Here is a 16,172-nt window from a genome sequence, read left to right on the forward strand (position 1 = left end):
CACTCACAGCGACGGAGCCTCCTCGAGCAGCGGGTGACCCCACTTTTCCACGAAGGCGGCCTCGACGGCGGCGCCGACCTTGTAAAGGCGGTCGTCCTTCATGGCGGGGGCGATGATCTGCAGCCCGACGGGCAGGCCGTCCTCCGGCGCGAGGCCGCACGGCAGCGACATGGCGGCGTTGCCCGCCATGTTGGTCGGGATCGTGCACACGTCGGCCAGGTACATCGCCATCGGGTCGTCGGCGCGCTCGCCGATCGGGAAGGCGGTGGTGGGCGTCGTCGGCGAGACGATGACGTCGACCTGCTCGAAGGCCCGCTCGAACTCCTGGGTGATCAGGGTGCGGACCTTCTGGGCGCTGCCGTAGTACGCGTCGTAGTAGCCGGAGCTGAGCGCGTACGTGCCGAGGATGATGCGGCGCTTGACCTCGTCGCCGAAGCCGGCCTCACGGGTGAGGGCGGTGACGTCCTCGGCGGACTTCGTGCCGTCGTCGCCGACCCGCAGGCCGTAGCGCATGGCGTCGAAGCGGGCCAGGTTCGAGGAGCACTCGGACGGCGCGATCAGGTAGTACGCCGACAGGGCCAGGTCGAAGGTCGGGCAGTCCAGCTCGACGATCTCGGCGCCGAGCGACTTGAGCAGCTCGACCGACTCGTTGAACCGCTGGACGACGCCGGCCTGGTAGCCCTCGCCCGCGAACTGCTTGACGACGCCGACGCGCATGCCCTGGACCGAGCCGTTACGGGCAGCCTCGACGACCGGCGGGACCGGGGCGTCGATGGACGTCGAGTCGAGCGGGTCGTGCCCGGCGATGACCTCGTGCAGGAGCGCCGCGTCCAGGACCGTACGGGCGCAGGGCCCGCCCTGGTCGAGGGAGGACGAGAACGCCACCATGCCGTAGCGGGAGACGCCGCCGTAGGTCGGCTTGACGCCGACGGTGCCGGTGACGGCGGCGGGCTGGCGGATGGAACCGCCGGTGTCCGTGCCGATGGCGAGCGGGGCCTCGTAGGCGGCGAGGGCCGCGGAGGAACCGCCGCCGGAGCCGCCGGGGATGCGGGTGACGTCCCACGGGTTGCCGGTCGGGCCGTACGCGCTGTTCTCCGTCGACGACCCCATGGCGAACTCGTCCATGTTGGTCTTGCCGAGGACGACGACGTCGGCGGCCTTGAGCTTCTTGACCAGCGTCGCGTCGTACGGCGGGATCCAGCCTTCGAGGATCTTCGAGCCGACGGTGGTCGGCACGCCCTCGGTGGTGAAGATGTCCTTCAGGGCGAGCGGTACGCCGGCCAGCGGGCCGAGCTTCTCGCCCGCGGCGCGCTTGGCGTCGACGGCGCGGGCCTGCGTGAGGGCGCCCTCACGGTCGACGTGCAGGAAGGCGTGCACCTTCTCGTCGACGGCCTCGATCCGGGCCAGGTGGGCCTCGGTGACCTCGACGGCCGTGAGCTCGCCGGCGGCGATCTTCGAGGCGATCTCGGCGGCGGTGAGCTTGATGATGTTGCTGTCCGTCATGGTGGTTAGTCCTCCCCCAGGATCTGCGGCACCTTGAAACGCTGCTGCTCCTGGGCTGGGGCGCCGGAGAGCGCCTGCTCGGGGGTGAGCGACGGACGGACCTCGTCCGCCCGCATGACGTTCGTCAGCGGAAGCGGGTGGGAGGTCGGCGGTACGTCTTGGTCGGCGACCTCCGAGACGCGGGCGACCGCGCCGATGATGTCGTCGAGCTGTCCGGCGAAGTGGTCGAGCTCTTCGTCCTTCAGCTCCAGACGCGCCAGCCGTGCGAGGTGTGCGACCTCCTCGCGCGTGATGCCAGGCATGCAGCGATCCTCTGGGGTGAGTGAGTGTGGTTCGGGCCGGGGCCAGTCGTCTTCTTCCCGTCGTCCGCCCGGAGGGCGGGTCGTGCGCCGTCTGGTGCGTGCGATCGCAAGGCGCCGGAGCGTCCTCGTGGCGGAGCCACGTGGACGATTCGGCAACGCGGCGAGCGTGCGTGCCGGGCGTCGCACGACAGACAGGAAGGGACGACTGGCCCCAATCCTATGGGGCACGGTGGCGTGCCTGTTAAACGGTTTCCCCTTCGGAGGTCCGTGATGCCCCCGGTCACCCCTGCACGGCTCAGTTGACCGCCTGTCCCGACGACTGGTCCTCGGCCTCGGCCGCCAGGACCGAGGGGCGCTGCCAGCCGCGGGAACCGCGTGCCCGCAGCCAGGCCGTGGTCTCGTCCGGCGGCATCGCGGCGGCGACCAGCCAGCCCTGCACCGCGTCGCACCCGAGGTCGCGCAGGCGTTCCCATGTCTCGTCGTCCTCGACTCCCTCGGCGACCACGAGGAGGCCGAGCGAGTGGGCCAGGTCGATGGTGCAGCGGACGATCTCCGCGTCCTCGTTGTCCACGGCGAGGCGGGCCACGAACGAGCGGTCGATCTTCAGCTCGCTGACCGGGAGCCGGCGCAGATGGACCAGGGACGAGTAGCCGGTGCCGAAGTCGTCGAGGGACATCTTCACGCCGTGCCCGGTGAGGCCGGCGAGGGTGTCGGCGGCGCGCTGGGGGTCTTCGAGCAGTACGTGCTCGGTTATCTCCAGCTGCAGGGCGCCGGGCGGGACACCGTGCCGGGCGAGCCGCGCGGCGACCGCGCCGGCGAATCCGGGGGTGTGCACGTCACGCGGCGACACGTTGACCGCGACCGGTACGCGCAGGCCCTGGGCCCGCCAGCGCGCGACCTGCGCGAGCGCCGTCTCCAGGACGTACTCGGTCAGATGGGGCATGAGTCCGGACGACTCGGCGATGGCGATGAACTCGTCCGGCGGGACCTTCCCCCGCTCGGGGTGCACCCAGCGCACCAGCGCCTCCAGGCCGGCGACCTGTCCGTCGAAGCGGACCTTCGGCTGGTAGTGCAGCTCCACGTCGCCCGCGTCGAGCGCGCGCCGCAGATCACCGAGGAGGCCGAGGCGGTCCGGGGTGTTGGAGTCCCGCTTCGACTCGTACACCTCGACGCCCGTACGGTCCCGCTTCGCCTGGTACATGGCGACGTCCGCGCGGCGCAGCAACCCTTCGGCGTCGAGCGCGTGGTCGGGGAAGACGGCGAGCCCGGCGCTGGCCTCCAGGACGAGGGTGAGTCCGTCCAGGTCGAGCGGGGAGCCGAGCGCGGCGACCAGCATCCGGGCCACCCGGGTGGCGGACGTCGTGGAGTCGGCGACGGGCAGCAGGACGGCGAACTCGTCACCGCCGAGGCGGGCGGCCTCCGCGCCGCGCGGCAGGGCGAGCCGGAGCCGGTCGGCGATCTGGAGCAGGAGCCGGTCGCCGGCGAGGTGACCGAGGGTGTCGTTGACCGACCGGAAGCGGTCCAGGTCGATCAAAATGAGGGCGCTGCGGGCGCCGATCCGCTCGGCGTCGTCGAGCGCGGACCAGGTCCGCTCCAGGAGCCACTGCCGGTTGGGCAGGCCGGTGAGCGGGTCACGCAGCTGCTCCTCGGCGCGGGCGCGGGCGATCCACAGCGTGGAGTCGAGCGCGATGAGCGGGACGGCGAACAGCGGCAGCAGCACGGGCAGCGCGACCGCGACGACGCAGATCAGCGGGGCGATGCCGAGCAGCGCGACGCCGACGAGGCCCTGCCGGACGAGGGCGGTGCGGGCGACGGTGGGCAGCCCGGGGGTGCGCGGCGCGTGGACGTACCAGAGCAGCATGCGGGTGACCGCGAGGTAGACGGCCGCGACGAGCGCCACCTCGGGGGCGTCGAAGACCGTCCAGGTCTCCGGCCTCCATGGGGCTTCCACGGACGGGACCTCGCCGAACGCGGCGAGCACGAGGGCGCCCGCGCCGATGCCGATGATGTCGACGGAGCCGTGCAGGACGCCCTGGCGCCAGCGGTGCCGGCGGGCGATGCCGACGAGGACGACGACGGTGAGGCTGACCATGCCGGCGGGGACCCAGCCGTAGAGCAGCAGGACCGCGAGCGTTAAGGCCGCGCCCGAGCCCGTGCCGCCCCACCAGCGGTCGCGGCCGAGCGCGACGAGGTGGCCGACGATGACGCCGGTCAGGACGGCGAGGGACCAGCCGACGGCGGCGGACGGAAAGAGCGCGTGGTCGCCCAGGAAGGCGCGGTAGAAGCCGGTGCCGAGCGTGATGCAGGCGAGGGAGACGATCGCGAGGGGCAGCAGGGGCAGCGCGCCGAGCCAGGAACGGTCCCGGCCGTCGCCGCTCTCGCCGAAGGCCCCGTACGCGCCGCGTCCTGACGCGCGGTGCGGCCAGCCGCCGGTGTTCGCCGCGTCGGTGCCCGTCCAGCCGGACCGGCCGTCAGCGACGGCCCCGGTCCAGCCGGTACCGCCGCTCACCGCCGCTCCGGAGGAGGCGCCGTACGCGCCCGCCGTGCCGGAGCCGGGGACGCCGTAGGCGCCGATCCCGGCTCCGCCGTTCGTACCCGACTCGGGCCAGCCCGGGGCGGGCGCACCGGATCCGGGGGCGGCGCCGGAGCCGGCCGCGCTCCGCGGCCGGCCGCTCGCGCCCGAAGCACAGGAGTCCGTGCCGTCGGCGCGTGCCGCGCCGCCGATCCCGAGAACCCCGCGCCACCAGCCGCGCCGGTACGCCGGTCCGCCGTGCCCGGCGCCTCCCGGGCCGTCGTCCGTGGGGTGTTCGTCCCGGGCGGACCCTTCCGTGCCCGGCACGGCGTGCGCGGCGGACGCCGTGCTTCCCGTGCCTCGCCACGCGCGCCAGCGCGTGCGCAGCCGTGAGTCCGGAGCGGCGCTCTCGGTCGGTTCCATTCCCGTCCCTCTCACAGCCGGCGGTGCCCACGCCACGCGATCCGATGCGGACGATTTCCGTCAGCCGTACCGCGTCCTCGTTCCGTACCCCGGGCCCGTCATGGGCAGGGGGTGCCCCATCCGCAGCCGGGCACGGCAGGGCGCACCCCACAACAGTAGGCCGCACAAGGCTTCCAGGGGCAGCGGTCGGCGACGGTTGCCCGAATGCGCCCCAGCCACCCGTATGCATCTGGTATGCGCCGAACGGGTGGCCTTCAACCGCTACTCCTCGGTCGGAAGAGCGGCGTCCGCGGCGGCTTCCGGCCCCTGTTCGAGCAGGACAGCGAACCCGTCCTCGTTCAGAACGGGGACTTTCAGCTGCATCGCCTTGTCGTATTTCGATCCCGGATTGTCACCTACTACGACGAAAGAGGTCTTCTTCGAGACCGAACCCGTCACCTTGGCGCCTCTGCTCTGCAGGGCCTCCTTCGCGCCGTCACGGGTGTGGTGCTCGAGGGTGCCGGTGACGACGACCGTGAGGCCTTCGAGCGGGCGCGGCCCCTGCTCCTCACCCGCGCCCTCTTCCTCCATGCGGACCCCGGCGGCCCGCCACTTGCGCAGGATCTCCCGGTGCCAGTCCTCCGCGAACCACTGCTTGAGCGAGGCGGCGATGATCGGCCCGACGCCGTCGGTGGCGGCGAGCTCCTCCTCGGTGGCCTGCTCGATGCGGTCGACTGAGCGGAACTCGCGGGCCAGCGCCTCGGCGGCGACGGGGCCCACGTGCCGGATGGACAGTCCGGTGATGACCCGGGCGAGCGGCCGGTCCTTGGCCGCCGCGATGTTCTCCAGCATCGACAGCGCGTTCTTACGGGGCTCGCCCTGCTGGTTGGCGAAGACCGTGGCGATCTTCTCCTCGCCGGTCTTGGGGTCCCGCTTGGGCAGGCCGCTGTCCTGGTCGAGGACGTACGCCCTGATGGGCAGGAGCTGCTCGATGGTCAGGTCGAACAGGTCGCCCTCGTCGGCGAGCACCGGCTCGCTCGGCTCCAGGGGCTTGGTGAGGGCGGCGGCCGCGACGTAGCCGAAGTTCTCGATGTCGAGGGACTTGCGGCCCGCGAGGTAGAAGAGGCGCTCGCGCAACTGGGCAGGGCAGGAGCGGGCGTTCGGGCAGCGGAGGTCGATGTCGCCCTCCTTCATGGCCCGCAGGGGTGTGCCGCATTCGGGGCACTCGGCGGGCATCACGAACTCCCGCTCGGTGCCGTCGCGCAGGTCCGCGACGGGGCCGAGGATCTCCGGGATGACGTCGCCGGCCTTGCGCAGGACGACGGTGTCCCCGATGAGGACGCCCTTCTTCTTGACGACTTCCTGGTTGTGCAGGGTCGCGAACTCGACTTCGGAGCCGGCCACGGTGACCGGCTCGACCTGCGCGTACGGCGTGACGCGGCCGGTGCGGCCGACGCCCACCCGGATGTTGACCAGCTTGGTGTTGACCTCTTCCGGCGGGTACTTCCAGGCGATGGCCCAGCGCGGCGCGCGCGACGTGGAGCCGAGGCGGCCCTGCAGCGGGATCTCGTCGAGCTTGACGACGGTGCCGTCGATCTCGTGCTCCACGGAGTGCCGGTTCTCCCCGTAGTACGCGATGAACTCCCGTACGCCGTCGAGGTCGTCGACCACCCTGTTGTGCCGCGCGGTCGGCAGGCCCCATTCGCTGAGCAACTCGTAGGCCTGGGAGAGGCGGTCGATGTCGAAGCCTTCGCGGGCGCCGATGCCGTGCACGACCATGTGGAGCGGGCGGGTCGCGGTGACGCGGGGGTCCTTCTGGCGGAGCGAACCCGCCGCCGCGTTGCGCGGGTTGGCGAAGGGCTTGTCGCCGGCCTCGACCAGGCGTGCGTTCAGCTCCTCGAAGGCTTCCATGGGGAAGAAGACCTCGCCGCGGATCTCCACGAGTGCGGGGATGCGGTCGCCCTTGAGGCGGTGCGGGATCTCGGCGATCGTGCGCACGTTCGGCGTGATGTCCTCGCCGGTGCGGCCGTCGCCGCGCGTCGCGGCGCCCGTGAGCCTGCCGTCCTCGTACGTGAGGTTGACCGCGAGTCCGTCGACCTTGAGCTCGCACAGGAAGTGGTAGTCGGACGTGCCGACGTCCTTGGCGACGCGGTCGGCCCAGGCGGCCAACTCGGCGTCGTCGAAGGCGTTGTCGAGGGAGAGCATGCGCTCGCGGTGCTCGACCGAGGTGAATTCGGTCTCATAGGCGCCCGCGACCTTCTGGGTCGGCGAGTCGGGTGTGCGCAGCTCGGGGTACTGCTCCTCCAGCGCCTCCAGGGAGCGCAGGAGCGTGTCGAACTCGCCGTCGCTGACGACCGGCTGGTCGCTCACGTAGTACCTGAAGCGGTGCTCCTCGATCTGCTCGGCGAGCTGCGCGTGCTGCTCCCGTGCCGTCGCGGGCACCTGTGCGGGCTGTGCGTGCTGCTGTTCGCCGGCCACCGTCTCGTCCTCCCGTTCGTCCCTGTGCGGTCCCCTGCCCGTCACTCCGGGTTGTCCGCGAGTGAGCGCGCCGCCCGGACGCAGTGGGCGAGCGCGGCGCGCGCGTACGCGGGAGAGGCCCCCGCGAGTCCGCACGACGGAGTGAGCGTGACCGACTCCGCGAGGGAGCCGGGATTCAGCCCCAGCCTGCGCCACAGCGTCCTGACTCCCATGACGCTACCGGCAGGGTCTGACAATGGGGTGTCGGTGCCGGGGACGACACCGGCGAAGAGCCGCGTGCCGGCCTCGACGGCCTCGCCGATCGCGTCGTCGTCACGTTCGGTGAGGAGCGAGAAGTCGAAGGAGACGGCGTCGGCGCCCGCACGGCGCAGCAGGGCGAACGGGACGTCGGGGGCGCAGGAGTGCACGACGACGGGTCCGTCGTGGACCGCCAGTACGTCGCGGAGCGTGCTCTCGACGAGCTGCCGGTCGACGGCGCGGTGGGTGCGGTAGCCGCTCGCGCTCCTGACCTGTCCGCGCAGCACGGCCATGAGGGACGGCTCGTCGAGCTGGAGCACGATCTCGGCGCCGGGGACGCGGCGGTGCACGTCGTCGAGGTGGAGGCGCAGTCCCTCGGCGAGCGAGCCGGCGAGGTCGCGGCAGGCGCCCTCGTCGGAGAGGGCGACCTCGCCGTTACGCAGTTCCAGGGCGGCGGCGAGCGTCCAGGGCCCGACCGCCTGCACCTTCAACGGGCCCTCGTAGCCCTGTGTGAACTCCTCCAGGGCGTCCAGGTCCTCGCCCATCCAGGACCTGGCCCGCCGGGTGTCCCGGCCGGGCCGGTCGCCGAGCCGCCAGCCGCTGGGCTCCACGCGCGCGTACAGCTCGACGAGCAGTCCGGTGGTCCGGCCGATCATGTCGGCGCCGGGTCCGCGCGCGGGCAGCTCCGCCAGGTACGGGAACTCCTCGATGCTGCCGGCGACCGTCTTGGCCGCCTCGCGGGCGTCGCCACCGGGCATGGATCCGACGCCGGTGGCGGGCCCCGGCCTGAACTTGCTGTTTTCGCTCACCCGCGAAGCCTACGTAAAGGCTCGCGGGCCGGCCCGGGGTGCCGGGGGCTCAGCGGCCCGGACGCACCGTCAGGTCGTTGATCTCGGCGTCGCGCGGCAGGTCGAGGGCCATGACGATCGTCGTGGCGACGGACTCGGGGTCGATCCAGCGGGCGGCGTCGTACGGCTTGCCCTCCTGCTGGTGCACCTTGACCTGCATGGCGCTGGCGGTGCGGCCTGGGTAGACCGACGTGACCCGCACGCCGTTGCCGTGCTCCTCCTGGCGCAGGGAGTCGGCGAGCGCCTTCAGTCCGTGCTTGGAGGCGGCGTACGCGGACCAGTCGGCGTGCGCGCTGAGGCCTGCGCCCGAGTTGACGAAGATCACGTGGCCCTTGGAGAGCCGGAGCTGGGGCAGGAAGTGCCGGGTCAGCTCGGCGGGCGAGATCAGGTTGACGTTCAGCTGGTGGCGCCACGACTTGGGGGTGAGGTCGCCGACCGGGCCGAGGTCGACGACGCCCGCGATGTGCAGCAGTGAGTCCACCCGGTCGGGCAGGGACTGGTGCGAGAACGCCCATGACAGCTTGTCCGGGTCGGCGAGGTCGCCGACGAGGGTGCCCGAGCCCGGGAACTGGGCCGCGAGCTGCTTCGCGCGGGCCGCGTCGCGCGCGTGGAGGACGAGTTCGTCCCCGCGTGCGTGCAGACGGCGCGCGACGGCCGCGCCGATGCCTGATCCGGCCCCGGTGATCACATGTGTTGCCATACGGGCCATGCTCGCATCACCGGGCCCCGAGAGATTCTTCGAGGTACGCCAGCGCGCCGACAGGTTCCTCCGCGAAGAACACGAGCTCGGTCAGAGGCAGCGGCAGGAAGCCCTCGTCCTCCATGCGGCGGAACTGCTCCTTGAGGCCGTCGTAGAAGCCCGCCGAGTTCAGCAGGACGACCGGCTTGGTGGTCTTGCCGTGCTTCTTCAGCTCCAGGATCTCGGTGGCCTCGTCGAGCGTGCCGGTACCGCCCACCATGATCACGACGGCGTCGGCCTTCTCCAGGAGGAGCCGCTTGCGCTCGGCGAGATCCTGGGCGATCACCATCTCGTCGGCGTCAGCCCGCGCCTTGGCCGCGAGGAAGTCCACGGAGACGCCCACGAGACGCCCCCCGGTCTCCTGCACGCCGTCGGCGACGACCTTCATCAGGCCGCTCTCCGAACCGCCCCACACGAGCGTGTGCCCGCCCTTGCCGAGCAGTTCGGCGAACTCACGGGCGGGCCGGGTGTAGCGCTCGTCGAGGTCGGCGGCGGAGAGGAAGACGCAGATATTCATGCGTCCTACCGTACGGGGGGAAGAACCGCGCCCCCGCGCGCGCTGTCCCAGGTATGGCTGATGGACACACGATCACGATCGAACAGGGCACCGGTGCCGTACGCGTCGTCCACGACGGACAGGTGCTCGCGCAGAGCTCCCGCCCGCTGCTGCTGCGCGAGACGGGCTGCCCGGTGCGTTACTACATCCCCGCGGCGGACGTCCGCACGGACCTGCTGACGCCGTCCGGCACGCACACGTACTGCCCCTTCAAGGGAACGGCCTCCTACTGGTCCCTGCCGGACGCCCCCGACCTGGTGTGGGCGTACCCCGATCCCAAGCCGGAGGTGGCCGAGATCAAGGACCACCTGTGCTTCTACGAGGTGGAGACCGACTGACGACCGGCTGACGACCGACCGACGGCCGACTACTGAGCGGCCGCCGTCTTCGCGCGCGTGGTCGTCGCGATCGTCGCCGAGCCGACCACGCGCGTGCCGTCGTAGAGCACGATCGCCTGACCGGGCGCGACGCCGCGCACGGGCTCCTCGAAGGAGACCTCGAGCGTGCCGTCGACCAGCTCCGCCGTCACCGTCGTCTCGCCGCCGTGGGCCCGCAGCTGCGCCGTGTACGTGCCCGGTCCCGAGGGGGCCGTGCCGCACCAGCGGGGCTTGATCGCCGTGAGGGCGGTGACGTCGAGGGAGCCGACGGGGCCGACGGTCACCGTGTTGTTCACGGGCGAGATGTCCAGGACGTAGCGCGGCTTGCCGTCGGAGGCCGGTGTGCCGATGCGCAGGCCCTTGCGCTGGCCGATCGTGAAGCCGTACGCGCCCTCGTGCGTGCCGACCTTGTCGCCGGACTCGTCGACGATGTCGCCCTCGGCCCTGCCCAGGCGGTCGGCCAGGAAGCCCTGGGTGTCGCCGTCCGCGATGAAGCAGATGTCGTGCGAGTCGGGCTTCTTGGCGACGGCGAGGCCGCGGCGCTCGGCCTCCGCGCGGATCTCGTCCTTCGTGGTGACCGTGTCGCCGAGGGGGAACAGCGCGTGCGCGAGCTGCCGGTCGTCGAGCACTCCGAGGACGTACGACTGGTCCTTGGCCATGTCGGAGGCGCGGTGCAGCTCGCGCGTGCCGTCCGGGTGCTCGATCACCTTCGCGTAGTGGCCCGTGGCGACCGCGTCGAAGCCGAGGGCGAGCGCCTTGTCGAGGAGCGCGGCGAACTTGATCTTCTCGTTGCAGCGCAGGCACGGGTTCGGGGTGCGGCCGGCCTCGTACTCGGCGACGAAGTCGTCGACGACGTCCTCGCGGAAGCGCTCGGCGAGGTCCCACACGTAGAAGGGGATGCCGATGACGTCGGCGGCCCGCCGGGCGTCGCGGGAGTCCTCGATCGTGCAGCAGCCGCGGGCGCCGGTGCGGAAGGACTGCGGGTTCGCGGAGAGGGCGAGGTGGACGCCCGTCACGTCGTGGCCCGCTTCCGCGGCGCGGGCGGCGGCGACGGCGGAGTCCACGCCGCCCGACATGGCGGCCAGGACCCTCAGGGGGCGGGCGGGGGCGGGAGCGCTCTGCGGGGTCTGCGAAGTCATAGCCCTAACAGGGTACGGGGCCGCGGGAACCGAATCCCGCGAGTATCCGTTGTGGATCTCGTACGACGTGAACGGGGGCGGGTCGTGGGAGCGAAGGGAAAACCCGGGGGGAAGTCCGGGGGGCGCGGGAAGGGCGACGCGGGCCGGGGCGTCAGCCGGCGGACACTCCTCGTCGGGGGCGCGGCGGCGGCCGTGGGCGTGGGGCTGCTCGCGCGCGGCGACCTGGCGCACATGTGGTGGCAGGTGCCCGGCGTCGACAAGCCGCGCAAGGCCGGCGAGGTCGACTTCAGGGGCGCGGAGTGGGTGGCCGCGGCGGCGGCGAACTGGCGGCGGGCGGACCGCCCCGCCGACTACGCGATCGACCGCGTGATCATCCATGTCACGCAGGGCAGCTACCAGGGCACGCTGAAGGTCTTCAAGGACCCGTGGCACGGTGCGGCCGCGCACTATGTGGTGCGCAAGGACGGGCACATAGCGCAGATGATCCGCGAGCTGGACGTGGCGTTCCACGCGGGGAACAGGGAATTCAACGAGCGGAGTGTGGGGATCGAGCACGAGGGGTTCGTGGACCGCCCGGCCGACTTCACGGACGCCATGTACGCGTCCTCCGCGCGGCTCACCGCCGGGATATGCCGGCGCTACGGGATACCCGTCGACCGCAAGCACATCATCGGCCACGTCGAGGTGCCGGGCACGGATCACACCGACCCGGGCCCGCACTGGGACTGGGACCGGTACATGAAGCTGGTGCGGCGTGCGTACACGGAGAGACGCGCGGCGAAGGCGTAGCCCCCAGGAGGGGGCGAGCCCTACGTCAGTCCGGCCGTCCGGGCCCGTTCCACCGCCGGTGCGATCGCGCGCGCCACGGCCTCGACGTCCGCCGGGGTCGACGTGTGGCCGAGGGAGAAGCGCAGGGTGCCGCGGGCGAGGTCCGGGTCGGTGCCGGTGGCCAGCAGGACGTGGCTGGGCTGGGCCACGCCCGCCGTGCACGCGGAGCCGGTCGAGCACTCGATGCCCTGCGCGTCCAGGAGCAGGAGCAGCGAGTCGCCCTCGCAGCCGGGGAAGGTGAAGTGGGCGTTGGCCGGCAGCCGGCCGCCGGGGGCCGGGTCGCCGCCGAGGATCGCCTCGGGGACGGCCGCGCGCACGGCCTCGACCAGGTCGTCGCGCAGGCCGCCGATCTCGCGGGCGAACCACTCCTGATGTTCGGCGGCGAGCCGTCCGGCGACGGCGAAGGCGGCGACGGCCGGCACGTCGAGCGTCCCGGAGCGCACGTGCCGCTCCTGCCCGCCGCCGTGCAGTACGGGCACGGGGGTGTACTCCCGGCCGAGGAGCAGCGCTCCGATGCCGTAGGGGCCGCCGATCTTGTGGCCGGACACGGTCATCGCGGCGAGGCCGGACGCGGCGAAGTCGACGGGGAGCTGACCGTAGGCCTGGACGGCGTCGGCGTGCAGCGGGACGCCGAACTCGGCGGCCACGTCGGCGAGTTCACGGACGGGCTGGATCGTGCCGATCTCGTTGTTGGCCCACATGACGGTGGCGAGGGCCACGTCGTCGGGGTTGCGGGAGATCGCCTCGCGCAGGGCGTCCGGGTGCACGCGCCCGTACGTGTCGACGGGCAGATACTCGACGGTGGCGCCCTCGTGCTCTCCGAGCCAGTGCACGGCGTCGAGGACGGCGTGGTGCTCGACGGGGCTGGCGAGGACGCGGGTCCGGGCGGGGTCCGCGTCCCGGCGGGACCAGTACAGGCCCTTCACCGCGAGGTTGTCGGCCTCGGTGCCACCGGAGGTGAGGACGACCTCACTGGGGCGGGCGCCGAGGGATTCGGCGAGGGTCTCCCGGGACTCCTCGACGGTGCGTCGGGCGCGCCGGCCCGCTGCGTGCAGCGAGGACGCGTTGCCGGTGACGGCGAGCTGGGCGGTCATCACCTCGACGGCCTCCGGGAGCATCGGAGTGGTCGCGGCGTGGTCGAGGTAGGCCATGGTGGGCACGATTCTACGAGCCCCGGCCGCGGTGCTCCGCGCCGCGTGGGGTCCCGTCCCACGCAGGGCGCTACATCAGGCCGTTACGGGAGTCAGCCCGCGAGGCTCCAGGAGACCGTGTGGTCGGCGGCGACGAACGCGGCGAGGACCGCGAGGTCGGCCATGCCGAGGCCGAGTCCGAGCAGCGCACGGCCGCGACGGGCGGTGCCGCGCCACAGGGCGAGTCCGGCGAGCACGATGGCGACGGGCCCGAGGAAGAGGTTGAGGACGAGCAGTCCGAGCAGCCCGAGAACGAACGAGGCGACGGCCATTCCGTCGGCGTCGCGCGCAGCGGTGCGCGGCAGCGGATCACGAACGGTTTCGGTGTCAGCGGTGAGTTGCATGGTGGTACCCCCTCTGGTGAAGCGGGACGGATCAGTGCTGGTGGCGCCGGCGGGCGGACCGCTCGCGCACGGCGAAGACGACGAGCCAGACGCCGATGACGGCGGCGGCGACAAAGGTGACGGGAAGCGGCGCGTGGGCGACGGAGCCCAGCGCGACGCCCAGCAGAAGCAGGGCGGCTACGAGGAACAGCATGAGTGCCTCTCATGGTCGGGGTGACCGGTCCGGTCGGCGACCGTTGGGATTACAACCGTTCACTGACTCTTGAGTCTAACGCTCGTACCGGCTTCCGGATTACAGAGAACAAGTGTTAACTGCATGGCATGAGTCACACCCTCGGCGTCCGGCAGGCCCAGAAGCAGAAGACCCGACAGGCCCTGCTCGACGCGGCGTTGGAGCTGCTGGAGAACCAGAGCCTGTCGAGCCTCGGACTGCGCGAGGTCACCCGGGCCGTCGGGGTCACGCCGACCGCGTTCTACCGGCACTTCGACTCGACGGCGGACCTCGGGGTCGCGCTCGTCGAGGAGGCGCTCGGCAGCCTGCACGCGATGATCACGACGTTGCTGAACACGACCGGGAGCAACGAGGAACGCCTCGGCCGGACCGTGGAGTTGATCGCCCGTCACGTCCGCACGCACCCCTCCCACGTGCGCTTCGTCGCGCGCGAGCGGCACGGCGGCGTGCAGCGGGTACGGGAGGCCATCGGCGGGCAGTTGGCGCGGTTCACGGAGGAGGTGGCCGAGGCGCTGGCGGCGGACCCCGAGTCGGCGGGCTGGAGCCGGGACGACCTGCGGATGCTGGCGTGGCATCACGTCCAGCTCATGCTGACGACCGCGTGCGTGTTCCTGGAGACAGCACAGGAGGACATGGACGCGGCGGTCGACCTGGCCACTCGCCAACTGCGGCTCGTCCAACTCGGCAGAAAGCACTGGCTGGACTGAGCGGCGCCCCGGCCGAACTGACCGGCGCGCTCAGCGAGTTCCTCCGGGCGGAGGGTACGCAGCGGCGAGCGCGGCCGGCGAAGAACGGATCAGAGGAACGGGTCAGAAGAACGCGTCAGCTGAGCTTCGCCCGGGCGAGCTGGCGGGACTGGGCCACGAGGCGGTCGGCGCTGTCCCAGACCTCGGCGTCCTCCTCCAGGAATCCGCCCGCGAGGTTGCGGGTGGTGATGGAGACGCGCAGGGGGCCGGGCGCGGGGCGGCAGCGCACATGGACCGTCAGCTCGACGGTCGGGACCCACCCCTTCAGGCCCATCTCGAACGCGGTCGGAGGCAGCGCGTCCACGGCGAGGAGCAGCGAGAGCGGGTCGGCGTCACGCCCGTCCGCGAGGCCGAACCAGGCCCGCATCTCGCCCTTGCCGGAGGGCGAGCCGAGCGCCCAGCCGAGCGTCGTCGGGTCGAGCTTGAGGTCGAGCCGCTCGGTGATGGCGGAGCTGCCCTGGACCGGCGAGGGCCCGTCCTGGGCGCCGAAGCACTGCTCGACGGGCGGGAAGTGCGGGGGCTTCGCGCTGGTGCGGACGTCGTCCGGGAGTGCGTCGAGGTCGCCGTAGGAGGCGAGGACCCGGATCCGCTCGACCTCGGCGCCCTCGTCGTCGTACTGGAAGAGGGAGGCCTGGCCGGTGGAGAGGGTGCGGCCGGTGCGCACGACGTCGGTCCTGATCACGGCCGGGCCGGGGTGGGACGCCGTCAGATAGTGCGCGGAGATGGTGAACGGGTCGCTGTGCGGCAGGGCGTCACCGAGGGCGCGGCCGAGCACGGCGAGGAGATAGCCGCCGTTGACGGCGTTGATGATCGTCCAGCCGGCCGAGAGGTCGATGTCGTACACGCCGGGCTCGCGCCGGGTGACCGTGGTGTCGCGGTCGAACTCGCTGTCACCGATGACCGCCTGCGCGGCGGACGATACCGATACCTGTGCCATGCAGGTACGGTACAACACGTCACTACTAAGCGGTAGCTTTTGCCGAGAAGCTCACCGGACTCACGGCGTCTCCTCCGGCAGCTCTGTCGCCGACGACCTGCGGTGCCAGGCCCGCGGCGCGCGCCAGTGGAAACGCATCGCGAGCAGCCGCAGCACGAACGCCGTGACCACCGCGGCGCCGCTGGTGAACGCGGACAGCGCGTCGAAGTGGATGGCCACGACGATGATCGTCGAGCCCACCATGGCCGGCACCGCGTACAGGTCGCGGTCCCAGCGGACCAGGGACGGGACCTCGTTGGCGATGATGTCGCGCAGCACACCGCCACCCACGGCGGTCGCGAGGCCGAGCGCCGCGGAGGCCGTGAGCCCGAGCCCGTAGTCGTACGCCTTGACGGTGCCGGTGACGCAGAACAGGCCGAGACCCGCCGCGTCGAAGATGTTCACCGCGACCTGGGTGCGCTCCACCTCGGGGTGCAGGAAGAACACGAGGGCGGCGGCGACCAGCGGGGTCACGAAGTACCCGAGGTCGGTGAACGCGGACGGCGGCACGGCTCCGATGATCAGGTCACGGAACAGCCCTCCGCCCAGCGCGGTGACCTCGGCGAGTACGGCGATGCCGAAGACGTCGAAGTTCTTGCGGACCGCGAGGAGCGCGCCGGAGATCGCGAACACGAAGATCCCGACGAGGTCCAGCCAATGCTGGACGGAGGGGGTGAAAAGTTCCTGAAGCACCCGACATTGTTACCTACGGTCGGGTGCCCGTCGTCACCAGGCAGGCTCGCCCGTCGTCACCAGGCAGGCT

Annotated in this window: 16 protein-coding genes; 3 read left to right on the forward strand and 13 right to left on the reverse strand. The window is 71.9% G+C overall.

Translation table 11 applies throughout. The features are described 5' to 3' along the window. Positions 1 to 3: 3 nt before the first annotated feature. From gatA to EOT10_RS22315, 7 genes are all read right to left on the reverse strand, one after another. Positions 4 to 1,503 carry an Asp-tRNA(Asn)/Glu-tRNA(Gln) amidotransferase subunit GatA gene (gene gatA / locus EOT10_RS22280; protein WP_127830039.1) on the reverse strand — a complete coding sequence of 500 codons (1,500 nt, stop codon included), beginning with the start codon at positions 1,501 to 1,503 and terminating at the stop codon, positions 4 to 6. Between the two features lie 5 nt (positions 1,504 to 1,508). Then, positions 1,509 to 1,805, reverse strand: a complete 297-nt coding sequence (gatC, locus tag EOT10_RS22285; RefSeq protein WP_016642027.1) for an Asp-tRNA(Asn)/Glu-tRNA(Gln) amidotransferase subunit GatC — start codon at positions 1,803 to 1,805, stop codon at positions 1,509 to 1,511. 295 nt (positions 1,806 to 2,100) lie between these two features. Next, entirely contained in the window at positions 2,101 to 4,740 is a 2,640-nt protein-coding gene (locus EOT10_RS22295) for an EAL domain-containing protein (RefSeq protein WP_223281134.1), read from the reverse strand. Between the two features lie 261 nt (positions 4,741 to 5,001). After that, positions 5,002 to 7,197, reverse strand: a complete 2,196-nt coding sequence (gene ligA / locus EOT10_RS22300; RefSeq protein WP_127830041.1) for an NAD-dependent DNA ligase LigA — start codon at positions 7,195 to 7,197, stop codon at positions 5,002 to 5,004. 41 nt (positions 7,198 to 7,238) lie between these two features. Beyond that, entirely contained in the window at positions 7,239 to 8,243 is a 1,005-nt protein-coding gene (locus EOT10_RS22305; protein WP_127830042.1) for a methionine synthase, read from the reverse strand. 49 nt (positions 8,244 to 8,292) lie between these two features. Further along, positions 8,293 to 8,991 (reverse strand): SDR family oxidoreductase, encoded by a 699-nt coding sequence (locus EOT10_RS22310; RefSeq protein WP_127830043.1) that lies wholly within the window; start codon positions 8,989 to 8,991, stop codon positions 8,293 to 8,295. 7 nt (positions 8,992 to 8,998) lie between these two features. After that, a complete protein-coding gene (locus EOT10_RS22315; protein WP_127830044.1) occupies positions 8,999 to 9,538 on the reverse strand; it encodes an LOG family protein in 540 nt (179 codons plus the stop codon). Positions 9,539 to 9,591: 53 nt separating this feature from the next. Here EOT10_RS22315 and EOT10_RS22320 point away from each other — a divergent pair, with 53 nt between their 5' ends. Further along, the gene (locus tag EOT10_RS22320) at positions 9,592 to 9,915 is read left to right on the forward strand and encodes a DUF427 domain-containing protein (protein WP_127830045.1); all 324 of its coding nucleotides are present in this window, start codon (positions 9,592 to 9,594) and stop codon (positions 9,913 to 9,915) included. Between the two features lie 29 nt (positions 9,916 to 9,944). Here EOT10_RS22320 and mnmA read toward each other — a convergent pair whose 3' ends face one another. After that, positions 9,945 to 11,093, reverse strand: a complete 1,149-nt coding sequence (gene mnmA / locus EOT10_RS22325) for a tRNA 2-thiouridine(34) synthase MnmA (RefSeq protein WP_127830046.1) — start codon at positions 11,091 to 11,093, stop codon at positions 9,945 to 9,947. Positions 11,094 to 11,177: 84 nt separating this feature from the next. Between mnmA and EOT10_RS22330 the strand changes: the two genes are divergently transcribed. Continuing rightward, positions 11,178 to 11,882: an N-acetylmuramoyl-L-alanine amidase gene (locus tag EOT10_RS22330; RefSeq protein ID WP_127830047.1), complete on the forward strand. Its 705-nt coding sequence runs from the start codon at positions 11,178 to 11,180 to the stop codon at positions 11,880 to 11,882. Positions 11,883 to 11,902: 20 nt separating this feature from the next. Here EOT10_RS22330 and EOT10_RS22335 read toward each other — a convergent pair whose 3' ends face one another. The 3 genes from EOT10_RS22335 to EOT10_RS41370 form a co-directional block, all read right to left on the reverse strand. Beyond that, a complete protein-coding gene (locus EOT10_RS22335) occupies positions 11,903 to 13,072 on the reverse strand; it encodes a cysteine desulfurase family protein (protein WP_127830048.1) in 1,170 nt (389 codons plus the stop codon). Between the two features lie 92 nt (positions 13,073 to 13,164). Further along, positions 13,165 to 13,455 carry a DUF4190 domain-containing protein gene (locus tag EOT10_RS22340; protein ID WP_127830049.1) on the reverse strand — a complete coding sequence of 97 codons (291 nt, stop codon included), beginning with the start codon at positions 13,453 to 13,455 and terminating at the stop codon, positions 13,165 to 13,167. A 31-nt stretch (positions 13,456 to 13,486) separates the two neighbouring features. Further along, positions 13,487 to 13,648, reverse strand: a complete 162-nt coding sequence (locus tag EOT10_RS41370) for a hypothetical protein (protein WP_189491915.1) — start codon at positions 13,646 to 13,648, stop codon at positions 13,487 to 13,489. A 128-nt stretch (positions 13,649 to 13,776) separates the two neighbouring features. Here EOT10_RS41370 and EOT10_RS22345 point away from each other — a divergent pair, with 128 nt between their 5' ends. Further along, positions 13,777 to 14,394 carry a TetR family transcriptional regulator gene (locus EOT10_RS22345; protein ID WP_127830050.1) on the forward strand — a complete coding sequence of 206 codons (618 nt, stop codon included), beginning with the start codon at positions 13,777 to 13,779 and terminating at the stop codon, positions 14,392 to 14,394. Between the two features lie 115 nt (positions 14,395 to 14,509). Here EOT10_RS22345 and EOT10_RS22350 read toward each other — a convergent pair whose 3' ends face one another. Together EOT10_RS22350 and EOT10_RS22355 are read right to left on the reverse strand one after the other, a co-directional pair. Next, positions 14,510 to 15,370: a thioesterase family protein gene (locus EOT10_RS22350; protein ID WP_127830051.1), complete on the reverse strand. Its 861-nt coding sequence runs from the start codon at positions 15,368 to 15,370 to the stop codon at positions 14,510 to 14,512. Between the two features lie 60 nt (positions 15,371 to 15,430). Then, positions 15,431 to 16,102 carry a trimeric intracellular cation channel family protein gene (locus tag EOT10_RS22355; protein ID WP_127830052.1) on the reverse strand — a complete coding sequence of 224 codons (672 nt, stop codon included), beginning with the start codon at positions 16,100 to 16,102 and terminating at the stop codon, positions 15,431 to 15,433. Between the last annotated feature and the right edge of the window lie 70 nt (positions 16,103 to 16,172).

This window comes from Streptomyces antnestii (assembly GCF_004005495.1).
Taxonomy (GTDB): Bacteria; Actinomycetota; Actinomycetes; order Streptomycetales; family Streptomycetaceae; genus Streptomyces; species Streptomyces antnestii.

Excerpts from the sequence above, each read along its gene's own strand:
- gatA (WP_127830039.1), bottom strand. The coding sequence starts at position 1,503 with ATGACGGACAGCAACATCATCAAGCTCACCGCCGCCGAGATCGCCTCG.
- gatC (WP_016642027.1), bottom strand. The coding sequence starts at position 1,805 with ATGCCTGGCATCACGCGCGAGGAGGTCGCACACCTCGCACGGCTGGCG.
- EOT10_RS22295 (WP_223281134.1), bottom strand. The coding sequence starts at position 4,740 with ATGGAACCGACCGAGAGCGCCGCTCCGGACTCACGGCTGCGCACGCGC.
- EOT10_RS22310 (WP_127830043.1), bottom strand. The coding sequence starts at position 8,991 with ATGGCCCGTATGGCAACACATGTGATCACCGGGGCCGGATCAGGCATC.
- EOT10_RS22315 (WP_127830044.1), bottom strand. The coding sequence starts at position 9,538 with ATGAATATCTGCGTCTTCCTCTCCGCCGCCGACCTCGACGAGCGCTAC.
- EOT10_RS22320 (WP_127830045.1), top strand. The coding sequence starts at position 9,592 with ATGGCTGATGGACACACGATCACGATCGAACAGGGCACCGGTGCCGTA.
- mnmA (WP_127830046.1), bottom strand. The coding sequence starts at position 11,093 with ATGACTTCGCAGACCCCGCAGAGCGCTCCCGCCCCCGCCCGCCCCCTG.
- EOT10_RS22335 (WP_127830048.1), bottom strand. The coding sequence starts at position 13,072 with ATGGCCTACCTCGACCACGCCGCGACCACTCCGATGCTCCCGGAGGCC.
- EOT10_RS22340 (WP_127830049.1), bottom strand. The coding sequence starts at position 13,455 with ATGCAACTCACCGCTGACACCGAAACCGTTCGTGATCCGCTGCCGCGC.
- EOT10_RS41370 (WP_189491915.1), bottom strand. The coding sequence starts at position 13,648 with ATGCTGTTCCTCGTAGCCGCCCTGCTTCTGCTGGGCGTCGCGCTGGGC.
- EOT10_RS22345 (WP_127830050.1), top strand. The coding sequence starts at position 13,777 with ATGAGTCACACCCTCGGCGTCCGGCAGGCCCAGAAGCAGAAGACCCGA.
- EOT10_RS22350 (WP_127830051.1), bottom strand. The coding sequence starts at position 15,370 with ATGGCACAGGTATCGGTATCGTCCGCCGCGCAGGCGGTCATCGGTGAC.